This is a genomic window from Pedobacter alpinus (genome assembly GCF_042684645.1).
Lineage (GTDB): Bacteria > Bacteroidota > Bacteroidia > Sphingobacteriales > Sphingobacteriaceae > Pseudopedobacter > Pseudopedobacter alpinus.
On record NZ_JBHULV010000008.1, the window covers coordinates 32225 to 52701 of the forward strand.

Consider the following 20477-nt stretch of genomic DNA (forward strand, 5'->3'; position numbering starts at 1 on the left):
GAGAGCTATTAATTCAATCCAAAACAGCAGCATAAATATTGGCTTTTATAAATCTAATTAATGCTCCTCAAAAAACAATAATCTGACAATAAAAAACCTCTAGTAAACTATTGCAATTCCATCTGTAAAGTTTTATACAGGGGACCTTAAAACGCTTGTTGATAAACTTAAATCAGAGAATGGAAAGAATATATTCTGCGATGGTGGAGCAGAAATTGTAAATGAACTTCTAAAATCTGACCTCATAGACGAGTTTATAATTTCTGTTATACCAATACTAGTAGGTAATGGCATAAAACTATTTAAAGACGGTAGACCAGAACAAAAATTAGAACTTATTTCGGTAAAATCATTTGACAAAGGACTAACTCAACTTCATTATAAATGTGCAGACAATTAGAAGAAACATACCCCCCTTGTTTAAGTATTCCAATAGGATCACTTAAATTCATTTTTCACCTGTGGTCGGTGTTATCACCGCACCACATATATGTTTCATGTGATGGCTAATCTTTTATTTTTGAAAATTGAATTTACTTGCCAATTGCTTTAAAAAAAAATAGTGATTGGTGATAACACCAACCACAAGTTAAGTTAAACCAAATTGGACTTTTAAGCCTCGATTATTTAAGCACTATTGATGTTCTATAGCTAATTTTATATTAGTAGGTTTTCACCGCACCACATAATAATATTGCTTACGAATTGCTCTAAAACAATAGTGATTGGTGATAACACCAACCACAAGTTAAAATCTACATATTGACCATAATAATTTCATCCTCCTTTTTCTGCTATAACCATTTTTTTTAATTAACACATTATTAAAGATCTAAGCTATTTTTAAATAGATAGGTATTTACTAAATTAGTGTTTTAGCATAATCACCAATATAAAAATGCAAAAACTGAAAATAAATGTTCACAAAATAAAATAGATAGAAGATGGCAACACCAATAAAAAATCCGTTTACTTGGGTAGAAATTTATGTAGATGACATGAGCAGAGCTCAAAAATTTTACGAAACAGTTTTAGCTATTAAAATGATTGCTATGCAAGCTCCAGGAGATTTTGGAGATTTAGAAATGTTAAGCTTTCCGTGGGAACCGGGCCAAGGAAATATAAGTGGTGCATTATGTAAAACTAACGACATAAAACCAGGGGTTGGTGGTACTTTAGTATATTTCACCAGCGAAGACTGTGCAACTGAAACATCAAGAGTTGAAGCAGCAGGAGGGAAAGTTTTACAAACAAAATTTCAGATTGGAGAACACGGATTTATTTCAGTAGTAATGGATACAGAAGGAAATTCAATTGGTTTTCATTCTGATAAATAAAAAATACTGACAATCGTTCTTTAAAATAAAAACCCATATTAAGGAAAGCCACAAAAATATTTGTGGCTTTTTTAATTTATAACAGTAGTTTAAAATGTTCTTTTTTAAGCATTAATGTTTCGTTCCACCAATTGAATAAAGCATCAAAAAAACAGGTTTTTTAAATTAGTTTAATCCCACAAATGGTTAAATCTATAATTTTCATTCAAAACGCTAATGATAAGGTCATAAAAACAATCAGTTTAAACCAACACAAAGCTATGGCACATCAGTTGATTAGAATTATAAAAGAATAATTCTAATCAAACAAAATAGCCATAGGCAATGTTGCCTAAATAAAATACAGAATTTAACATGACATTAGTAAAAGCATACGCTGCCCAAAAAGCAGACGCACCATTAGCACCATATCAATTAGAACGCAGAGAGCCAGGAGCTACAGACGTAGAAATAGAAATTTTATTTTGTGGAGTTTGCCATTCTGATATTCATACTGCCCGTAATGAATGGGGTGGCGCCATGTACCCAGTTGTACCAGGACATGAAATTGTTGGTAAAGTAAGTCGCATTGGTGCTGATGTGACCACACATAAAGTTGGAGATACGGTAGGCGTTGGTTGCTTTGTAGATTCATGCGGACATTGTGCAAATTGTGAAGATGACTTACAACAATATTGTGAAAATGGTCATTCGCAAACTTATAACTCGCTTTTACAAGATAAAAAAACCATCACCTATGGTGGCTACTCTACTCATATTGTAGTTAAAGAGAGTTTTGTACTTAAAGTTTCTGATAAATTAGATTTAGCTGCGGTAGCACCATTATTGTGTGCGGGTATTACCACTTTTTCTCCATTAAAACATTGGAATTGTAAAAAAGGGGATAAAGTAGCTGTTATTGGTTTAGGTGGTTTAGGGCACATGGCAGTAAAATTAGCGGCATCAATGGGGGCCGAGGTAACCATGTTAAGTCGCTCGCCAGAAAAAGCAAAAGATGCAGACGAATTAGGAGCACATCATTTTGAATTAACCACCAATGAGGATAACATGAGAAAATTGGCAGGCAGTTTTAATTTAATTATTGATACCGTTTCTGCCCCTCATGATTATAATGCTTATTTAGCTTTATTAAAAACTGATGGCGTAATGGTATTATTAGGTGTTCCGCCAGAAGCAATGCCAGTACATGCAGGTTCTTTAATTATGGGGCGTAAAAGTTTGGTAGGCTCTTTAGTAGGTGGTCTTAAAGAAACTCAAGAGATGTTAGACTATTGCGCAGAACATAACATTGTTTCAGATATCGAAATGATTAATATTGATCAAATTAACGAAGCTTATGAACGTACCTTAAAAGGTGATGTGCATTACCGATTTGTGATTGACATGAAATCTTTAAAAGAAGGATAAGAGAAATTCATCTAAACAAACAAGGAGCGTTTTAAAAGGCTCCTTGTTTGTTTAATTCCAATTACTCATGAAAAAAATGATGCTAACCAAAAACATCAATTTTAATATGTTTTAAATACATATCGCTTAATGGCAAAGAAATTGGAGAGATTAAAAAAAGCCTTAAAGCTTTTATCATTAAACAAAAAAATACAATGGAAGATTTAAAAAATAAAGTTGCATTAATTACTGGCGCAACAAAAGGAATTGGTTACGGAATTGCAGCAGCTTTATTAAAGCAAGGCATAAAAGTGGCAATCACAAGTAGAACTCAAGAAAGTGCTGATGAAGCTGCAAAAAAATTAGGAGATAACGTTTTAGCAATAGCGGCAGATGTGAAAGACTGGGATTCGCAGCAAAATGCCGTTAAAAAAACAATTGAAGCATTTGGAAGCTTAGATGTTTTAATTGCTAACGCTGGTGTTGGGCATTTTGCACCAATTGATGAACTAAGTATTGATGAATGGCAAGACACCATTGACACCAATTTAACTGGTGTGTTTTATAGCGTTAAAGCAGCAATTGCAGCACTTAAAAAATCTAAAGGATATATTATTACCATTTCAAGTTTAGCAGGAGCGAACTTTTTTGCAGGTGGAGCTGCCTACAATGCAAGTAAATTTGGTTTAACAGGTTTTTCGCAAGCCATGATGTTAGATTTACGTAATTACGGTATTAAGGTAAGTACCATTATGCCTGGTTCTGTAGCAACAAACTTTGCAGACCATACGCCAGATAAAGAAAAAGATGCTTGGAAAATACAACCCGAAGATATAGGGCAATTGGTTTCCGATTTATTAAATATGAACCCAAGAACATTACCAAGTAAAATTGAGGTAAGACCAACTAAAACAACTAATTAACATGAACTGCTATTAGCTTAAATTTTTATATAAATCATTAAATAGTAACAATACAGTTATAGTAATAAAAATAAGTTGTTAATACCTATTTTTACTTCTTTACCATAACACTAAATATGATGATTAAAAATTTACGACCAGTTAAGTTGGTTGCCATGTTGTTATTATCGGTAGCTGTTGCAGGTTGTTCTGCAAAAAAGCAAAATAAAAAGAAAGCCGCCGCAACATCAGCTTCAAAGCCAGCTAGTGCCACACCACCAGCTAAAAAAGATGGTATTAAACCTTATAAAGAGGTAATTACAGCTAAAGCAAAATCAGACCAAGGTTTATTTACTGTACATAAATTAGATGATAAGTATTATTACGAAATTCCCGACTCTTTATTTGGAAGAGAAATGCTTGCAGTAACTCGTTATGTAAAAGTACCTAGTGAAGATGGCACTTATGGTGGCGAACAAATTAACGAGCAAGTATGGAAGTGGGAAAAAAGAGGTAACCAAGTAATGATTAGAGTACCATCTTACAGCAATATAGCTGCAGAAGGTTCTGATATGTACGAATCTGTGCGTAACTCTAATTTGGAACCTATTTTAGCTTCTTTTGATGTTAAAGCCTTAAGTAAAGACTCTAGCGGAGTAGTAATTGATGTTACGGAATTGTTTTCTAAAGATGTAGCAGCATTAGGTTTAGCACAAAGAACTAAAACTACTTACAAAATTACAAGGTTAGATGAGACTCGTTCTTATATAGATACTATCAAATCTTTCCCAATTAATATTGAAGTTAGAACTGTTAAAACCTACAATGCAACAAGCCCACCTGTTGATAATTCTTTAGGTTCTATGACGGTAGAGTTAGCAACATCAATGGTTTTATTACCAAAGGTACCAATGCAAGCTAGAGTTTATGATGACAGGGTTGGTTATTTTTCTCAAAGACAAACAGATTACGGTTTAGATGCACAAAAAGCAACAGTAACACGTTACATTGCCCGTTGGAGATTAGAACCAAAAGACCCTGCTGCTTATGCAAGAGGCGAATTGGTTGAACCAAAAAAACAAATTGTTTACTACATTGACCCAGCAACTCCAAAAAAATGGAGACCTTATTTAATTGATGGTGTAAAAGATTGGAATGCAGCTTTTGAAGCAGCTGGTTTTAAAAATGCCATTACTTGTTTAGAAGCACCAACTGACGACCCGGATTGGTCTCCAGAAGATGCTAGGTATTCAGTAATCAGGTATTTTGCTTCAAATATTGCAAATGCTTACGGTCCGCATATTTCAGATCCTCGTTCTGGCGAAATTTTAGAATCAGATATTGGTTGGTACCATAACGTAATGAATTTAGTGCGTAACTGGTTTTTTGTACAAACAGCGGCGGTTAATCCTGATGCTCGCATGCCTAAATTTAAAGATGAGGTAATGGGGCAGTTAATTCGTTTTGTGTCTTCACATGAAGTTGGGCATACTTTGGGTTTACCTCATAACTTTGGTTCAAGTGTGGCCTATCCAGTAGATTCTTTACGTTCTGCTGCTTTTACAAAAAGAATGGGAGGCACAGCACCATCAATTATGGATTATGCTCGTTTTAATTACATTGCACAACCAGAAGATAAAGGTGTTTTATTGTATCCAGGCATTGGCCCTTATGATAAATGGGCTGTTAAATGGGGTTATACTTATTTTGATAATAAATCTACTACAGAAGAATCTGCTATCTTAAATAAATGGACGGTAGAAAAAGCTGGAGATCCACTTTATTTTTACGGACAACAAACTGGTAACCCTGTAGATCCAAGAGCGCAATCAGAAGATTTAGGAGATGATGCTGTTAAAGCTTCAACTTATGGTATTGCAAACTTGAAGAGAATTTTACCAAACATTCAAAAATGGACTTATGAAGAAGGCCAACCATATAATAATTTACAAGAATTATACGGCGAGGTGATAGGTCAGTTTACCCGTTATATGGGTCATGTTAAATCTAACATTGGTGGTATTTATGAGAATGATAAAACTTACGACCAAGCCGGGGCGGTTTATACTCATGTAGCAAAAGCGAAACAAAAAGAAGCCATGAAGTTTATCAATGATCAAGCGTTTAAAACACCAACTTGGATGTTTGATAATGAAGCTTTGTCTAAGATTGATAATGCTACAATGATAGAGCGTGTGGGCAGAATGCAAACAGGTGTTTTAAGTAGCATTTTAGAATTTGCTAGGTTAGCTAGAGTAATTGATAATAGCGCTAAAAATGGCGCTAATGCTTATTCAATTGATGAATTGTTTGGGGATTTGCAAAAGGGAATATTTAGTGAATTAGCCAGTGGTGCAAATATAGATTTATACCGAAGAGGTTTGCAAAGAGCATATATTTCTCGTTTAGAGTATTTATTAACAGAAAGCCAGTCGGTTACTTTTGGAGAGCCTACAAGAATTAATGCTGCGCAATCAGACATTAGGCCAATGGCTAGGTTGGCTTTAACTAACTTACAATCAGAAATTAAAAGAAGTTTGCCTAAATACGGTAACATTATTTTAAAAGCACATTTGGTTGATGCTTTGGCAAGAATAGATGCTATTTTAGATCCTAAAAAATAAGATCTTTTAATATAATTTTTAAATCAGCATTAGGTTTTCCTAATGCTGATTTTTTTTGGATTAGATTTTGGGGTTTAGGGTTAGCTCTTTTGTTTTATATTTATAGCTAAAAATATAATATGAAAGAAAACATCAGCACACTATTACAAGATTTAAAAGAAAATCAAATTGCATTTACCAACGTTATTGCCTTTATAGATTCATTGTATAACCATACACCAACAGCTTTTAAAAACGGCGAAGCTTATAATGAAACTACACAAAACCAAGGCAGTGCTAAAGTATTCTCTTTTGCAAAACTCAATAATTTAAAAAAAGAAGAAACGTTATTATTATTTGCAGAACATTATAAAGCCGTATTAGATACACCAGCAGCAACAGACCATCAAAACATTAGGCAGTTTATGGCGAATGGTTGGGATGGAATTAAATTTGAAGGAAAAGCTTTAGCAGAGAAATAAATTATAACTAATCAATTATTACTCAATTTGCCAAGTATTATTGCTGGTTGTGCTTATGGTTTAGGCTAAATTCATTTAGTTTTAACTGCCTTTACTAATTTCAAATACAGCTTAGTCCGTTTTATCTCGCTTAAAATACATGCGAAGATAGAATTAGTAGTTTCTTTTGCATTGGTAGGTTTGGCTTTTTAATACAATATTTAGAAGTTGAATTAGCAAGAAACTTCTTTCTAGTTTTTGCAATTGTGGTATTTTAGTCTGGTTGTTATCAGACTATACAAACCGCACTGAAAGTAAAAGAGAGATTTCGTATATACATTCTAACACAGCTACTGAAATGCTTTAAAGAAATAAAATTTTGAAATTTTGAATGTTTAAGGGCAAAATTGAATTAAACCAATTTTGCCTTTGTTGTTCAACAAACAATTTTACTATATTGTAAAATCAATAACCCCAATAAACCTTATGTCTGGACTATTCTCTAAAATCAAAAATATTTATCAGTTACTAAAAACTGTAGATTTAAATCAGTTAGATGCTTTATCAAGAAAAGTTGATTTACCAACGGTAATGAACCAATTTAGTAAACTTGACGAAAAGCAAATTTCGGGTTTAATGAAAATGGTAAGTGGCGGGAGTAAGAAAAAAGAACTGCCACCTATTAATGGTGATTTTTACGAACTCTCGGATGCTTTATCTCCAGAGGATAGGGCATTGCAATTGAAAGTGAGAGCTTTTATGGAAACTGAGATTAAGCCTATTGTAAATAGATATTGGAACAAGGCCGAATTCCCTTTTGAAATTATACCAAAAATGGCAGAGCTTAATATCTGCGGTTTAACTTATGAAGGTTACGGTTGCCCTAATCGTTCTTTTTTAATGGAAGGCATTATTGCAAATGAAATGGGGAGAATAGATGCTTCTATAGCTACATTTTTTGGGGTACAAAGTGGCTTAACAATGGGTTCTATATACATTTGCGGTTCCGAAGAACAAAAGCAAAAATGGTTGCCACAAATGCAACAATTAAAGTTAATAGGTTCTTTTGGTTTAACAGAACCCGAAGTAGGTTCGGCAGCGGCAGGCGGCTTAACAACAACAGCAAAAAGAAACGGCGATACTTGGGTGTTAAACGGGCAAAAGAAATGGATTGGCAACGCCACATTTGCTGATGTAAATATTATTTGGGCCAGAGATTTAGACGATAACCAAGTAAAAGGTTTTATTGTAGAAAAAGGAAATCCGGGTTTTTCTGCCAAAAAAATTGAAGATAAAATGGCTTTACGTATTGTACAAAACGCCATTATTAACTTAACAGATTGTGTGGTAACAGAAGAAAACAGATTGCAAAACTGTAACTCTTTTAAAGACACCGCAAAAGTTTTACAAATGACAAGGGCTGGTGTTGCCTGGATGGCTGTAGGTTGTGCTAGAGGAGCTTATGAAAGCGCATTAAGATATACCAGAGAGCGTATTCAGTTTGGAAAACCTATTGCTTCTTTTCAGTTAATTCAAAACCATTTGGTAGAAATGCTTTCTAATTTAACAGCAATGCAAACTTTGGTTTTTCAGCTTTCTAAATTACAAGATGAAGGTAAGTTAACAGACGAACATGCATCTTTAGCTAAAGTGTTTTGCACCATGCGTACCCGTGATGTAGTAAGCAAAGCCCGCGAAGTAATGGGCGGAAATGGTATTTTATTAGAATATGATGTCGCTCGTTTTGTTGCCGATGCGGAAGCCATTTACTCTTACGAGGGTACAAAAGAAATAAATACTTTAATTGTAGGTAGAGCAATTACAGGGTTTAGTGCTTTTGTATAAACTGTTTATTTAAAAATTTAAAAAAATACAAGATTTTTTCTCGATATTTAATTATCAAGAAAGAAATTATGCTAAAGTTAACCATTTCTAAAATTGCATTTCTATCATTTTTAGCACTTAGTGCTTGCCAAGGTACAGATATTTTAGACGACGCTATAGTTGACCCAAAATTTGAGCTTTCTGCTAACCAAACAGTTTTTAGATTAGGCGAAACTGCTACAATAGGCGCAAAATATTTTGATGAATACGGAATAGAAAAAATAGTACCTTATACTTGGGTGTCCACTCAACCTCAAATTGTAAGTGTGAATTCGGGAGGTAAAATAACTGCTTTAACAGCAGGTAGCGCACAAATTTACACGCAATATCAAAATACCACTGCAAATGCTATAAACATAACTGTTGTTGCTAATGATAATGCGATTGCTAAAGTAACCATTACTGCCAGTAAAACTTCTTTAACATTGAATGAAAGTTTAAACTTGGGCATCAGTGCTCAAAACATTAACGGACAAACTGTTAATGGGCAAACTGTACAATGGTTTTCGGAAAATGAAAATATTTTAAAAGTAGATGCCAATGGTAAAATTACCGCAGTAGCCAACGGAGTAGCTAGTATTTACGGAAAAATTGATGGTATAAAAAGTAATAGTATTGATTTTACCGTGGGTAGCAGTAATGAATTAATGGGTAGCTTTATTGCTACAGGTGGTTACCGAGCTGTTGGCAATGCAACCTTAAAGACCGTTAACGGAGAGGTTATTTTAAATTTATCCAGCAATTTCCAAACAAGTTTTGCCTTGGGAACATTTATTTACTTAGCCAACTCAACTAACGGCGCAACAGTACGTTCGGTAGGTTTAGAATTAGGCGAGATTAAAACCAACGGTGCCAAAACATTTAACGTGAGCCAAATTAAAAGCGGCGTTGCCCTGCGTGATTATAAATATGTAATTATTTTTTGTAAACCAGCAAGTTTAACATTTGGTTACGCCGAATTAAAATAAGAAAATCTTATCTTTTAAAATTGATATCCAAATATCCAATAATGCTTTTCACCTTATAAAGTCATTTTAATGAAAATAAAGTACCTCTCAGTATTGATTATTATACTTTCAATTAGTACACAAACAGTTTTTTCGCAAGGATGGGTAAAAGAAAAAGGCGACGGTTATATTAAACTTGCAGAGAATATTGTAAGTAGCAACAAATACTTCGCACCTGACGGTAGCACTGTTGATATTACAACAATTAACCAATTTGGCACTTCTATTTATGCGGAGTATGGAATTAGCAATAAGATAACTGGTATTCTTAATTTTCCGTTTTACGTTAAACAAACAATTAACGATATACAATTTAGGCAAAGTGGTAAAACCATTCCTGGCGATCAAACAAGTGGTGTTGGAGATGCCGATTTAGGGATCAAATACGGCTTTTTTCAAGATAAAAAAATAGTATTAAGCACAAGTTTAGTATTTGGATTACCCTTTGGTAAAACTGGTGCAGGCGAAACTGGTATATTACAGACTGGAGACGGAGAGTTTAATCAAATGTTAAGAGTTGATGCCAGTCATTCCTTTTACCCAAAACCTGTTTATGCTTCTATTTATACGGGTTTCAATAACCGTACAAAGGGTTTTTCTGATGAATTGCGTTATGGCTTTGAACTTGGGTTTACCTTTAAAAAGTTTATTCCTATCATTAAAGTGAATGGCGTTTTACCTTTTAAAAACGGAAACGCACTCACCTCACAAGGAAGTCTGTTTGCAAATAACATAGAGTACCTTTCTCCATCTTTCGAACTAAATTATCAAATTACTCCAAAACTTGGAGTAAGCGGGTCTGTAGCAGGAGCCATTTATGCCAAAAATGTTTTAAAAGCGCCTAATTATAATGCTGGATTTTATTTAAAATGGTAAGCTGGTATTTTGGTAAAAGTAATAGGTAGATGTAATTTGCAGTTGTTAGGGTTAGCTTTTATTTAATGCCCATGCCCACCTTCTTCTTCTTCTTCCCGGTTTTTTAACTGGCTCAATAAATCGTAAGCACCTTTTAATACAAATTGCTCGTTCTGTATGTCTTTTAACTCTGGGATTTCAATAGCAACATAACCCAGCTCTGCAACTCCTAAATTTACTTTTAGCATTTTAAAACGATGCTCATTTTTATTTTCAGAAGTTTGGGCAACAAAAACATATTTATCGCCTTCAAAATCTACAATAGCATCTTCTGGCAAGGAAAGCATTTTTTTGACTCCGCTTTCTACCAAAGCCTGTAAGTACATTCCAGGTATTAAATGGGCATCTTCTTCATCTAAATGGCAATGAATATTAATGGTACGTTCTGCGCTAATTTCTTTACCAATTAAATAAACTGTTGCCATGCGTTCTTTTTGTTCATTAGCTAAAACAAAACGTACTTTTTGCCCAATTTTAAGCTTAGGCACATCTTTCTCATAAACAGTAAGTTCGGCGTGTAAATGCTCTGTATCGGCAATTTCTAAAATTACATCATTGGAGTTTACCATTGCGCCTATGTTTTTATTTACTGTTGTTATATAACCATTTATTGGCGAGTATAAAGTAATGGTATTGGTTAAATTGCCTTTATCTAAATTACTAATATTAATGTTCATTAACTTTAATTTACTTTTTACAGCATTAAATTTTGCCATCAAAATTTGATAGTCACTTTCTGCTTTTTGTAGTGATTTTTGTGCATTAACTTGCTCTTTAGCTAATTCTTGCTGACGTTCAAAATCTGCTTTGGCATAATTGCTTTGGCTTTTTAGCTCTAAATAAGATTGTTGTACTTCTATATAATCTGGATGTTCTAACACAGCTACAGCCTCACCTTTTCTTACTTTTTTACCTTGCAGCATGTTAGTGCTTTTAAGAATGCCAGCAAAAGGAGTTGATAAAGACACTTTACTTTGTGGCGGCAAATCTAATAGGCCATTCACTCTAATGGTTCCACTTAAGGCTTTTTCACTCACTAAGCCTAATTGTATATTGGCCACTTTAAATTGCTCTGGGGTTAAGCTTACTTCGTTTTCATGCGCTTCTTCTTCATCATGATGCGCTTCAACTGCTTTATTTTCTTTGCTTCCGCATGATGTTAATATACTAAATACCAACAAAATGCTTAAAATTTTATATCTCAATTTCATAATTAATTTTGGTTTAAATTGCCTGTTAAATAGGTTAATTGGGCAATATTTTCATTCAATTCTTTTACAGCTATTAAATAGTTGGCTTTAATTTCGAGTGCGCTTTTTAAGCTCAATAAATATTCTTGGTAACCAATTTCACCACTTTGGTAAGCTGTTTTACTTGTTTTTTCTATTGATAAAACGTTAGGCAAAGCCGATTTTTCATAATAGACCAAAGTTTCCTTTTGCTGTAAATATTCTTGATAGTTTTGTTCAAAATCGCCCATTAACTGACGTTGGTAATAGTTTAAATTATTGCTGGCAATATTTTTAGCGATAACAATAGATTTAACTTTTGCTTGGTAATTACCAAAGAACAAAGGAATAGAAAGCCCTAATTGAACCCCTTGAAAACGTTTATTTCCATCAAAATAAACTTCTTGACCGTTAACATTTTGAATACCTATTAATGATTGGTTAAAATAACCCAAAGTAATATCGGGCAAAGCTTTTGCAACTTCGGCTTTTCTTTGGTTTTCTAAAACTGTGCGCTGCTGTTGGAGGTAAGCAAATGCTGGGTTGTTTTGAACCAAAGTACTATCATTATCGCCAAAAAACTCTAACGCTTTAAATTGTTTTTCTTCAATATCAATAGCCTGAGTAGTGCCTAAAAGTACTGCCAATTTTGATTGCTGGATATTAATTTCAGATATGTTTTGCTTTAATTTATTTTGCAAATCGTTAAATTGAGTATTGGCTGTTGTGCTTTCTAATAGTGTGCTTTCGCCTGTTTTAAACCTTAAATCTGCAGCTTTTTTAAATCCAAAGAAAATAGTATCCTGCTTTAGCAATAGTTCTTTTTTTGCGTATAAATACTGTAACATTTGGTAGGTTACAGTAACCTGATAAACCAACTCATTTGTGGATACAGACAGCATTTTCTTTGCACTTTCTACTTTTGCATTTGCTAAGCCAGTATTTGCAGCAAATGCAGTAGGGAAGGGGAATTTTTGTACAATAGAAATATTATTATCGTTTTTTACAATGCTATTAGTTTGCCCATATAGTACAGCTAAATCTGTTTTAGGTATTTCCGTTGTGCCTTTTGTTAAAACTTCGGCCATATTAACCTCTAAACCATTAGCCAATAAGCCTTGGTTGTTTTGTTTTGCTGTCGCGATAGCTTGTTCTAAAGTATAAGTTTTGTTTTGCGCTTTTGTACTAGTTAAATAAAAGCCAGAAATCAATAAAACCAATCCTAATTTTTTGGAAACCTTTTTAAGCTGATATTTTTCTAATAGAATATAAAGTATTGGCAATATTATTAAGGTTAATAAAGTTGCGGTTAGCAAACCACCAATTACAACGGTTGCCAATGGTTTCTGCACTTCGGCACCGCTACTGTTAGATAATGCCATGGGTAAAAAACCTAATGATGCCACTAAGGCAGTCATAATCACTGGGCGAAGCCTAACAGCAGTTCCTTCTTTTACAATGCTTATTAAATCTGTCATTCCGTTTTTTCTTAGTCGATTAAATTCTGCAATTAAAACTATTCCGTTTAAAACGGCTACCCCAAAAAGTGCAATAAAACCTACTCCGGCTGATATGCTAAAAGGCATTCCGCGTAACCCTAAGGCAAACACGCCACCAATTGCAGATAATGGAATGGCAGTAAAAATTAACAATGCGTGTTTTACAGATGAAAAAGTGAAATAAAGTAAAAGAAAAATAAGTAGTAATGCTGCCGGCACAGCAACACCTAACCTAGCATTAGCAGCTTCTAAATTCTCGAAAGTACCACCATAAGTAGGATAGTAGCCTGTTTCAAATTTAATTTCAGCATCTATTTTTTGTTGTGCTTCTTCAACAATGCTTTTAACGTCTCTACCTCTCACATTAAAACCTACAATAATTCTACGTTTGGCATCATCTCTTTGTATTTGGTTTGGGCCAATTTCAAAATTAACATCAGCTAATTGCGTAAGCGGAATTTGGCTGCCGTTTGGGGCGGTGATGTAAACATTTTTAATATCGTTTAAACTTTGACGTTGGTCTTTTCCAACCCTTACCACCAAATCAAACCTTTTTTCGCCTTCGAAAACCAACCCTGCAGATTGCCCTGCAAATGCGGTATTAATTACGGTGTTAATGTCCTCAACATTTAAACCAAATTGTGCTATTTTATCTCTATTAAATTTAACCACTATTTGTGGTAGGCCAGATACTTGTTCTACATAAACATCTTCTGCTCCATCAATTCTTCTGGCAATAGCTCCTACTTTTTTAGCATAAGCACTTAACATTTTTAAATCTTCGCCATAAATTTTAATTACTACGTCTTGTCTTGCGCCCGACATTAATTCGTTAAAACGCATTTGTATGGGTTGCTGAAAACCGTAAGTAACTCCGGGTACATGTTGTTCTAACTTTGCTTGCATTTTTTCTGCAAGTTCTTCTCTGTTATTGGCACTGGTCCATTCTTTTTTATCTTTTAAAACAATAATTAAATCGCAAGCTTCTACAGGCATAGGATCTACCGGGATTTCACTTGAACCTATTTTACCCACCACTTCTATAACTTCTGGAAAATTATTTTTTAGCACTTCCGCTGATCTTGTTGCTGCCTCAATGGTTTGTGATAAACTGCTTCCAGTTAACACACGGGTTTCTACTGCAAAGTCTCCTTCATCAAGTGTGGGAATAAACTCTGAGCCCATGCTGTTAAAAAGTAAAACTGCCCCTATTAAAAGTGCCATGGCAATGCCTAAAACAAGCAATTTGGCTTTTAAAGCGAAATTTAACATTAGGGTATAAATCCTTTGAAAAGAGGACATAATTTTATCAGAAATGTTTTTCTTAGTGCTAACCGTTTTGCTTAAGAATAAAGCACTTACCATTGGCACATAAGTTAAAGAAAGGATAAATGCTCCTAAAATGGCAAAACTTACCGTTTGAGCCATGGGTTTAAACATTTTACCTTCAATACCTATTAAAGCTAAAATTGGCAGGTAAACTATTAAAATTATAATTTCTCCAAAGGCTGCGCTGTTGCGGATTTTTGACGAAGATTGGTAAACCTCTTCATCCATTTGCGCTTGATTTAAAGCTAATTTGTTTTTTCTTAATGATAAATGGTGGAGTGTAGCCTCTACAATAATTACCGCCCCATCTACAATTAAACCAAAATCTATGGCGCCTAAACTCATTAGGTTGCCACTTACGCCAAAAAGATTCATCATGGCAATGGCAAAAAGCATGGCTAACGGAATTACGGAGGCTACAATTAAACCCGCTCTAAAATTCCCTAACAATAAAACCAAAACAAAAATCACAATCAATGCGCCTTCTAGAAGGTTTTTTGTAACTGTGCTAATGGCATTATCTACTAATTTGCTACGGTCTAAAAATGGCTCAACCAAAATCCCTTCGGGTAAGTTTTTTTCTATTTGAGCCATTCTGGTTTTTACATCAGCAATAACTTTTGCTGCATTTGCACCTTTAAGCATTAATACCAAGCCACCAACAACTTCGCCTTCTGTATTCCTTGTCATGGCGCCGTATCTAGTGGCAGCGCCAATTTTTACATCTGCAACATTTCTTATTAAAACAGGTGTGCTGTTATTATTGGTTTTAACTACAATATTCTCAATATCGGCTATGCTGGTAATTAATCCTTCACTTTTAATAAAATAAGCAGTAGGTTTTTTATCAATGTAAGATCCACCCGTATTTTGGTTATTCTTTTTTAATGCATCGTAAACATCAGCAATGCTAATATTCATACTTCGCAATTTCTCGGGATTTAATGAAACCTCATATTGTTTTAAAAAGCCTCCAAAACTACTCACATCTGCAATGCCAGGTAAGCCCAATAATTGCCTTCGGATAACCCAATCTTGTATGGTTCTTAATTGTGTGGCATCGTATTTTTTACCATAACCTTCTTTTGTATGTACAACGTATTGGTAAATTTCTCCCAAACCGGTAGTTAATGGTGCAATTTCCGGTTTCCCCATTCCGTCCGGAATAGCTTTGCTGGCTTCTGTTAAACGTTCGTTTACTTGTTGCCTTGCCCAATAAATATCTACATATTCTTTAAAAACTAAAGTAACTACAGATAAACCAAAACGACTAAAAGACCTCACTTCTTCTAAATCTGGGATGGTGGCCATGGTTTGCTCTAAAGGAAAAGTCACAAAACGTTCAATATCCTCTGCACCATTACTGGGCGATGTGGTTAAAATTTGTACCTGATTATTGGTGATATCTGGTACAGCATCTATTGGTAATTGCTTTATTGAGTAGGAACCCCAAGCAATTAAAATTAGTGTAAAAACACTAATAACCAGTTTATTTTTTATGGAGAATTTTATAATTCTATCCAACATAATTGTCTTAGTTTTTTAAATGAATTTTAAATAAAAAGAATTTTTCGCCTTCGTTGCCAACAATTAGTCGGTGTATATTAAAGAACCTAAAGCTCCTTAATTAGTCCAAGAAAATCTTTAATTATTAAAAAAAATTTAAGCTGTTTTTGGAGGTTGCCATACCGGGTATATAGCATTGTTTGTTTTGCCACAAATATGAACGGAGTTTGTTTTGGCTAAATTTGCAGCGTAAAAATTGAGAGAAGCAAAATTACGCGTTAAAGTTCTGATAGCGCAACAAGCACAATAACAAAATGGACTACAATCATCTTGTTCGTTTTGATTGTTGGGGTTTTCTTGTTGAATAGTTTTAGATATGGTATTTTCTTTTGATGGCAATTCATCAGCACATGGTTTAAAATTTATGGCTAATATTAAAAGCATTAATATGGAAGAAAATATCCTCATCATTTCAAATGTACAAAAAAGAGATTTAAAATGATTTTAATTTATAGTGGAACTAATTCTACGTGAAAAAGTTTGTCCCATTTTTTACCGGTAACAAATAAGCGTTTACCAGCTTTATCATAAGCTATTCCGTTTAAAACATCTTGGTCTGGGTCGCCTAATGGTCCATGTGGTAAACCCATCATATTTATATATGCTTCTACTTCACCAGTTTTAGGGTTTATAATAGCAATTAATTCCGATGTGTAAATGTTGGCATAAATTTTACCATCAATCCATTCTAATTCGTTTAACCCTGTTACCGGGCCTTTTTCATCATACACTTCAATAATACCTTTTGGCATGTAGGTGTTTTTATCTAATCTAAAAATGCGGTTGCTACCATCTGTATTATAAACAGTTTCACCGTCAAACGTTAAACCCCAGCCTTCTGCAGCGTGGTTGTAAGGGAATGTTTTAAGTAATTTGAAGGTGGCCTTATCATACTCAAAACCTACTTTTTCTTTATAAGTTAACTGTATAATTTTATCGCCAATTACCGTCATTCCTTCTGCAAAATATTGCTTGTCTACATCTTTCTGTTGCAAAACTTTACCATCTAAGCTAACTTTTCTTAAACTTGAATTTCCATAATCTCCAGCACTTTCATAAAATACACCGTCATGGTATTCTAAACCCTCCACGTAAGATGTAGTAGAATGAGGGTAGGTTTTAATTATTTTATAACCATATTGTTTTGGTTTAATTCTGCTTAAAAGCACAACGTTACTTGTAACTTCTTCGGCAACTCCTTTTCTATAAATTTTGGCTGTGATTAACCTGCTCCCAAGTGATAAGCCAGCACTAGGTAAATTAAATTGGGCAGTATCTGTTTTGGTGGCAACTTTTACGGTGTCTAAATAGTATTGAATAGAATCTACTAAACCATCAGCGAAACTCAGTTTCAAGTTAATTTCATCACCAGCTTTAATTACATCGCCACTTTCTGGACTTGTAAAATAAGAAGAAGACGGGCTTGCTTTTTTATCATCGTTACAAGAAAAAAGTAAGAAAGTTGTACTTAAAATAAATAAACCTATGATGTTTTTATAATTCATGCTAATTACTGGATGTGAATAGCTAAAGTAAAACTTTGCTTTAAATAATGCCAATTAATATTGTTTAAAAACTAAATTAAAGCGTTTAGGGAGTTTTTGCTAAGGTCTTATTTTATTTTAAGGATAATTGAGTAGCAGTAATTTTGGAATCAGTAGTTCCAAAAGGCATCTTCAATATGGTTAATTTCATATTGTTCAAAGTCTTTTTTAAATAAAATAGCTATAATATCGAAACGAATTTCGCATTCGTGTTCCATTAAATAAATATATTCATCAGCTGCCTGAGAGAGCAGCTTTTGTTTTTTATCGTCAACAAATTCTTCGGGTTTACCAAAGCCAGTACCAGAGCGGGCTTTTACTTCTACAAAAATTAAGGTTTTGTTATGGTAGGCAATCAAATCAACTTCGGCTTTTTTAAAAGTCCAGTTTTGGTCTAAAATCTGGTAACCCTTATTTTCTAAAAAAGCTTTTGCAAGCACTTCTGCCTGTTTACCATCATCATTATGCCTAGCCATTTACCTAATAATTACCGAACCTAAATATTTAGAGATGTACTTTTCAACTTCTTTTAAATCTAAATATTCCTTCATCAAAATCATCACATTATCTGCATCTTTTTCTTCTTGAATGGCTTTTTGCTTAGCTTTTATAATAGCGCTTATTTTTTTCTTTTTCAGGTGAAATATTGCGCCCATAACTGTCCCTCTTAGCTTTTCAGTTTCATCTGGTACAGTAATATTATGCATATTATACCAGTTTTCACTCAGTAAATAAGGGCTAGAAATTAAAGAAACAGCTAAAGAAGAAACTTCTCTATCTGGGTGTTGTATAAAATCTTTTTCGGTTGGTAATCTGCCTTGCTCTAATTCATCGTGGTAAAACTTAACCACTTTGGCGTAAAGTGGGTTTATAAAAACCACATCGCTTAAATGCAAAATAATATATGGGCCAATATAGGTGTCGGTAGTTTCGTCCCAGTTGCCCATTTGGTTTCCGTATAACAACAAAACCCTTATCATATCTCGCTCCTGAAATTCGTCTGCTTGCATAATAGGTGCAGCAACTTCTTCGGCACCATATAACATGGCTTCCATTTCTGGCGATGGACCTTCCTCGTAATTCGATTGAGGTTTTGGAGCGTCTTTTTTCGCCTTTGCTAAACGCATTTTATTTAGCTCGGTAATTAAAATACGCTCTTCCATTTGTAGCAAATTGCTACACTCTCTTAAAAAAACAGAAGCTTTAATGGCATCAGGAATTTTAGCAATACTTTCTACCACTTCCCTAATTACACCTGCTTTTTTTATGGGGTCATTACTGGCATCTTTTAAAAGAATCTCTGTTTTATAAAAAATGAAATCCTTTTTATTTTTATCTATATGTGTTTTAAAAGCAGCAGCCCCTAGTTTTTGAATGTAAGAATCAGGGTCATGTCCATCAGGGAAAAGTACGACTTTCACATCCAAACCTTCCTCCAGAATCATGTCTAAGCCTCGTAAAGAAGCTTTTATTCCTGCCGCATCACCATCGTATAAAATGGTGACACTTTTGGTAAAACGGGCAATTAACCTAATTTGTTCTGTAGTTAAAGATGTACCAGAAGATGCCACTACGTTTTCAACGCCGGCTTGTTGTACAGATAATACATCGGCATAACCTTCTACTAAATAGCAATTATCAAAATCTCTGATTGCTTTTTTAGCTTGAAAAAGGCCGTAAAGCACATTAGATTTATGGTAAATATCACTTTCAGGCGAGTTTACATATTTAGCTACAGCTTTATCTGTTTTTAAAGTACGGCCACCAAAACCAATTACCCTGCCCGTAAAATTATGGATTGGGAACATCACTCGGCCTCTAAACCTATCGTAAACTTTACCTTGGTCGTTTTTAATCACCAAGCCAACATCTTCTAAAAAGTTTTGTTGGTAGCCATTTGTAACAGCAGCATCTAATAGTGCGCTCCAGTCATCGGGCGAATAGCCCAATTCAAATTTCTTGATGATATCATCCCTAAAACCACGTTCTTTAAAATAGCTTAAGCCAATTGTTTTACCAGTATCAGTATTCCACATAGTATCCGCAAAAAACGATGCAGCATACGTTGAAACTATGTATAAACTCTCTCTGCGGTCTTGTTCTAACTTAAATTCTGGTGTAACTTCGGTTTCTTCAACCTCTATATTGTACTTATTGGCAACGTATTTTAAGGCTTCGGGGTAGCTGTATTTCTCATGCTCCATAATAAAATGGACAGAGTCGCCACCTTTACCACAGCCAAAACATTTAAAAATTCCTTTAGCAGGCGATACATGAAAAGAAGGAGATTTTTCGTTGTGAAAAGGGCATAAACCAGTCATGCTAGAACCTCTTTTTTTAAGGTTCACAAAATCGCCAACCACTTCTTCAATTAAAGCGGTTTCAAGAATTTTATCAATGGTTTCCTTTTTTATCATGCGGTAGGTGCAAAATTGCAGAAAATTAAGTGAGCCGCAAAGTAAAGTTTTAGGGTAAGGGTTTTTTATGAATTTAATATTGCGTTTTTTACCTGCTGGTAGGCAAGGTAACACGCTGTCCGTTATAACTCCGTTTGCCCGCTAAAGAGGCGGTCAATCCGGGGTGTTATTTCCATCGTTAACGCAAAAAAATAATGTACGGTTCTACAGAATGACAGATTATGTTTGGGCTGAATAAAGCAGGGTCCTGAAAAAGAGAGACCCTGCTTTGACCTAAACGCAAAAAAATATAATGTACGGTTCTACAGAATGACAGATTATGTTTGGGCTAAATAAAGCGGGGTCCTCAAAGAATAGAAAGCCTGGTTAGACTAGGAAACTTCATAAGTCTTTAACAG

The 20477-nt window shown here is 34.3% G+C and carries 15 protein-coding genes; 9 read left to right on the forward strand and 6 right to left on the reverse strand.

From position 1 onward, the window contains the following. Window positions 1-190: 190 nt before the first annotated feature. The 9 genes from ACFSSE_RS01265 to ACFSSE_RS01305 all read left to right on the forward strand — a co-directional run bounded on the left by ACFSSE_RS01265 (window position 191) and on the right by ACFSSE_RS01305 (window position 10456). Window positions 191-400 carry a dihydrofolate reductase family protein gene (locus tag ACFSSE_RS01265; protein ID WP_379100725.1) on the forward strand — a complete coding sequence of 70 codons (210 nt, stop codon included), beginning with the start codon at window positions 191-193 and terminating at the stop codon, window positions 398-400. A gap of 544 nt (window positions 401-944) precedes the next feature. Further along, window positions 945-1337 carry a VOC family protein gene (locus ACFSSE_RS01270; protein ID WP_379040959.1) on the forward strand — a complete coding sequence of 131 codons (393 nt, stop codon included), beginning with the start codon at window positions 945-947 and terminating at the stop codon, window positions 1335-1337. Window positions 1338-1691: 354 nt separating this feature from the next. Further along, a complete protein-coding gene (locus tag ACFSSE_RS01275; RefSeq protein ID WP_379040958.1) occupies window positions 1692-2744 on the forward strand; it encodes an NAD(P)-dependent alcohol dehydrogenase in 1053 nt (350 codons plus the stop codon). A 194-nt stretch (window positions 2745-2938) separates the two neighbouring features. Then, a complete protein-coding gene (locus ACFSSE_RS01280; protein WP_379040957.1) occupies window positions 2939-3646 on the forward strand; it encodes an SDR family oxidoreductase in 708 nt (235 codons plus the stop codon). Between the two features lie 116 nt (window positions 3647-3762). Next, the gene (locus ACFSSE_RS01285; protein WP_379040956.1) at window positions 3763-6249 is read left to right on the forward strand and encodes a zinc-dependent metalloprotease; all 2487 of its coding nucleotides are present in this window, start codon (window positions 3763-3765) and stop codon (window positions 6247-6249) included. A 119-nt stretch (window positions 6250-6368) separates the two neighbouring features. Beyond that, window positions 6369-6710 (forward strand): HopJ type III effector protein, encoded by a 342-nt coding sequence (locus ACFSSE_RS01290; protein ID WP_379040955.1) that lies wholly within the window; start codon window positions 6369-6371, stop codon window positions 6708-6710. A gap of 465 nt (window positions 6711-7175) precedes the next feature. Continuing rightward, complete coding sequence (locus ACFSSE_RS01295; RefSeq protein WP_379040954.1) at window positions 7176-8534, forward strand: acyl-CoA dehydrogenase family protein; 1359 nt, start codon at window positions 7176-7178, stop codon at window positions 8532-8534. Window positions 8535-8602: 68 nt separating this feature from the next. Beyond that, the gene (locus ACFSSE_RS01300; protein WP_379040953.1) at window positions 8603-9541 is read left to right on the forward strand and encodes a DM13 domain-containing protein; all 939 of its coding nucleotides are present in this window, start codon (window positions 8603-8605) and stop codon (window positions 9539-9541) included. 69 nt (window positions 9542-9610) lie between these two features. Then, window positions 9611-10456 (forward strand): hypothetical protein, encoded by an 846-nt coding sequence (locus ACFSSE_RS01305; RefSeq protein ID WP_379040952.1) that lies wholly within the window; start codon window positions 9611-9613, stop codon window positions 10454-10456. A gap of 62 nt (window positions 10457-10518) precedes the next feature. On the opposite strand, the gene ACFSSE_RS01310 is transcribed toward ACFSSE_RS01305, so the two are convergent. From ACFSSE_RS01310 to dnaG, 6 genes are all read right to left on the reverse strand, one after another. Beyond that, the gene (locus ACFSSE_RS01310) at window positions 10519-11706 is read right to left on the reverse strand and encodes an efflux RND transporter periplasmic adaptor subunit (RefSeq protein WP_379040951.1); all 1188 of its coding nucleotides are present in this window, start codon (window positions 11704-11706) and stop codon (window positions 10519-10521) included. A gap of 2 nt (window positions 11707-11708) precedes the next feature. Further along, a complete protein-coding gene (locus ACFSSE_RS01315) occupies window positions 11709-16079 on the reverse strand; it encodes a CusA/CzcA family heavy metal efflux RND transporter (RefSeq protein ID WP_379040950.1) in 4371 nt (1456 codons plus the stop codon). 135 nt (window positions 16080-16214) lie between these two features. Further along, window positions 16215-16529 carry a DUF6660 family protein gene (locus ACFSSE_RS01320; RefSeq protein WP_379040949.1) on the reverse strand — a complete coding sequence of 105 codons (315 nt, stop codon included), beginning with the start codon at window positions 16527-16529 and terminating at the stop codon, window positions 16215-16217. Window positions 16530-16567: 38 nt separating this feature from the next. Then, a complete protein-coding gene (locus ACFSSE_RS01325; protein ID WP_379040948.1) occupies window positions 16568-17677 on the reverse strand; it encodes a glutaminyl-peptide cyclotransferase in 1110 nt (369 codons plus the stop codon). A gap of 95 nt (window positions 17678-17772) precedes the next feature. Continuing rightward, on the reverse strand, window positions 17773-18138 hold the full coding sequence (locus tag ACFSSE_RS01330; RefSeq protein ID WP_379040947.1) for a YraN family protein: 366 nt from the start codon (window positions 18136-18138) through the stop codon (window positions 17773-17775). Beyond that, window positions 18139-20079 carry a DNA primase gene (dnaG, locus tag ACFSSE_RS01335; protein ID WP_379040945.1) on the reverse strand — a complete coding sequence of 647 codons (1941 nt, stop codon included), beginning with the start codon at window positions 20077-20079 and terminating at the stop codon, window positions 18139-18141. Between the last annotated feature and the right edge of the window lie 398 nt (window positions 20080-20477).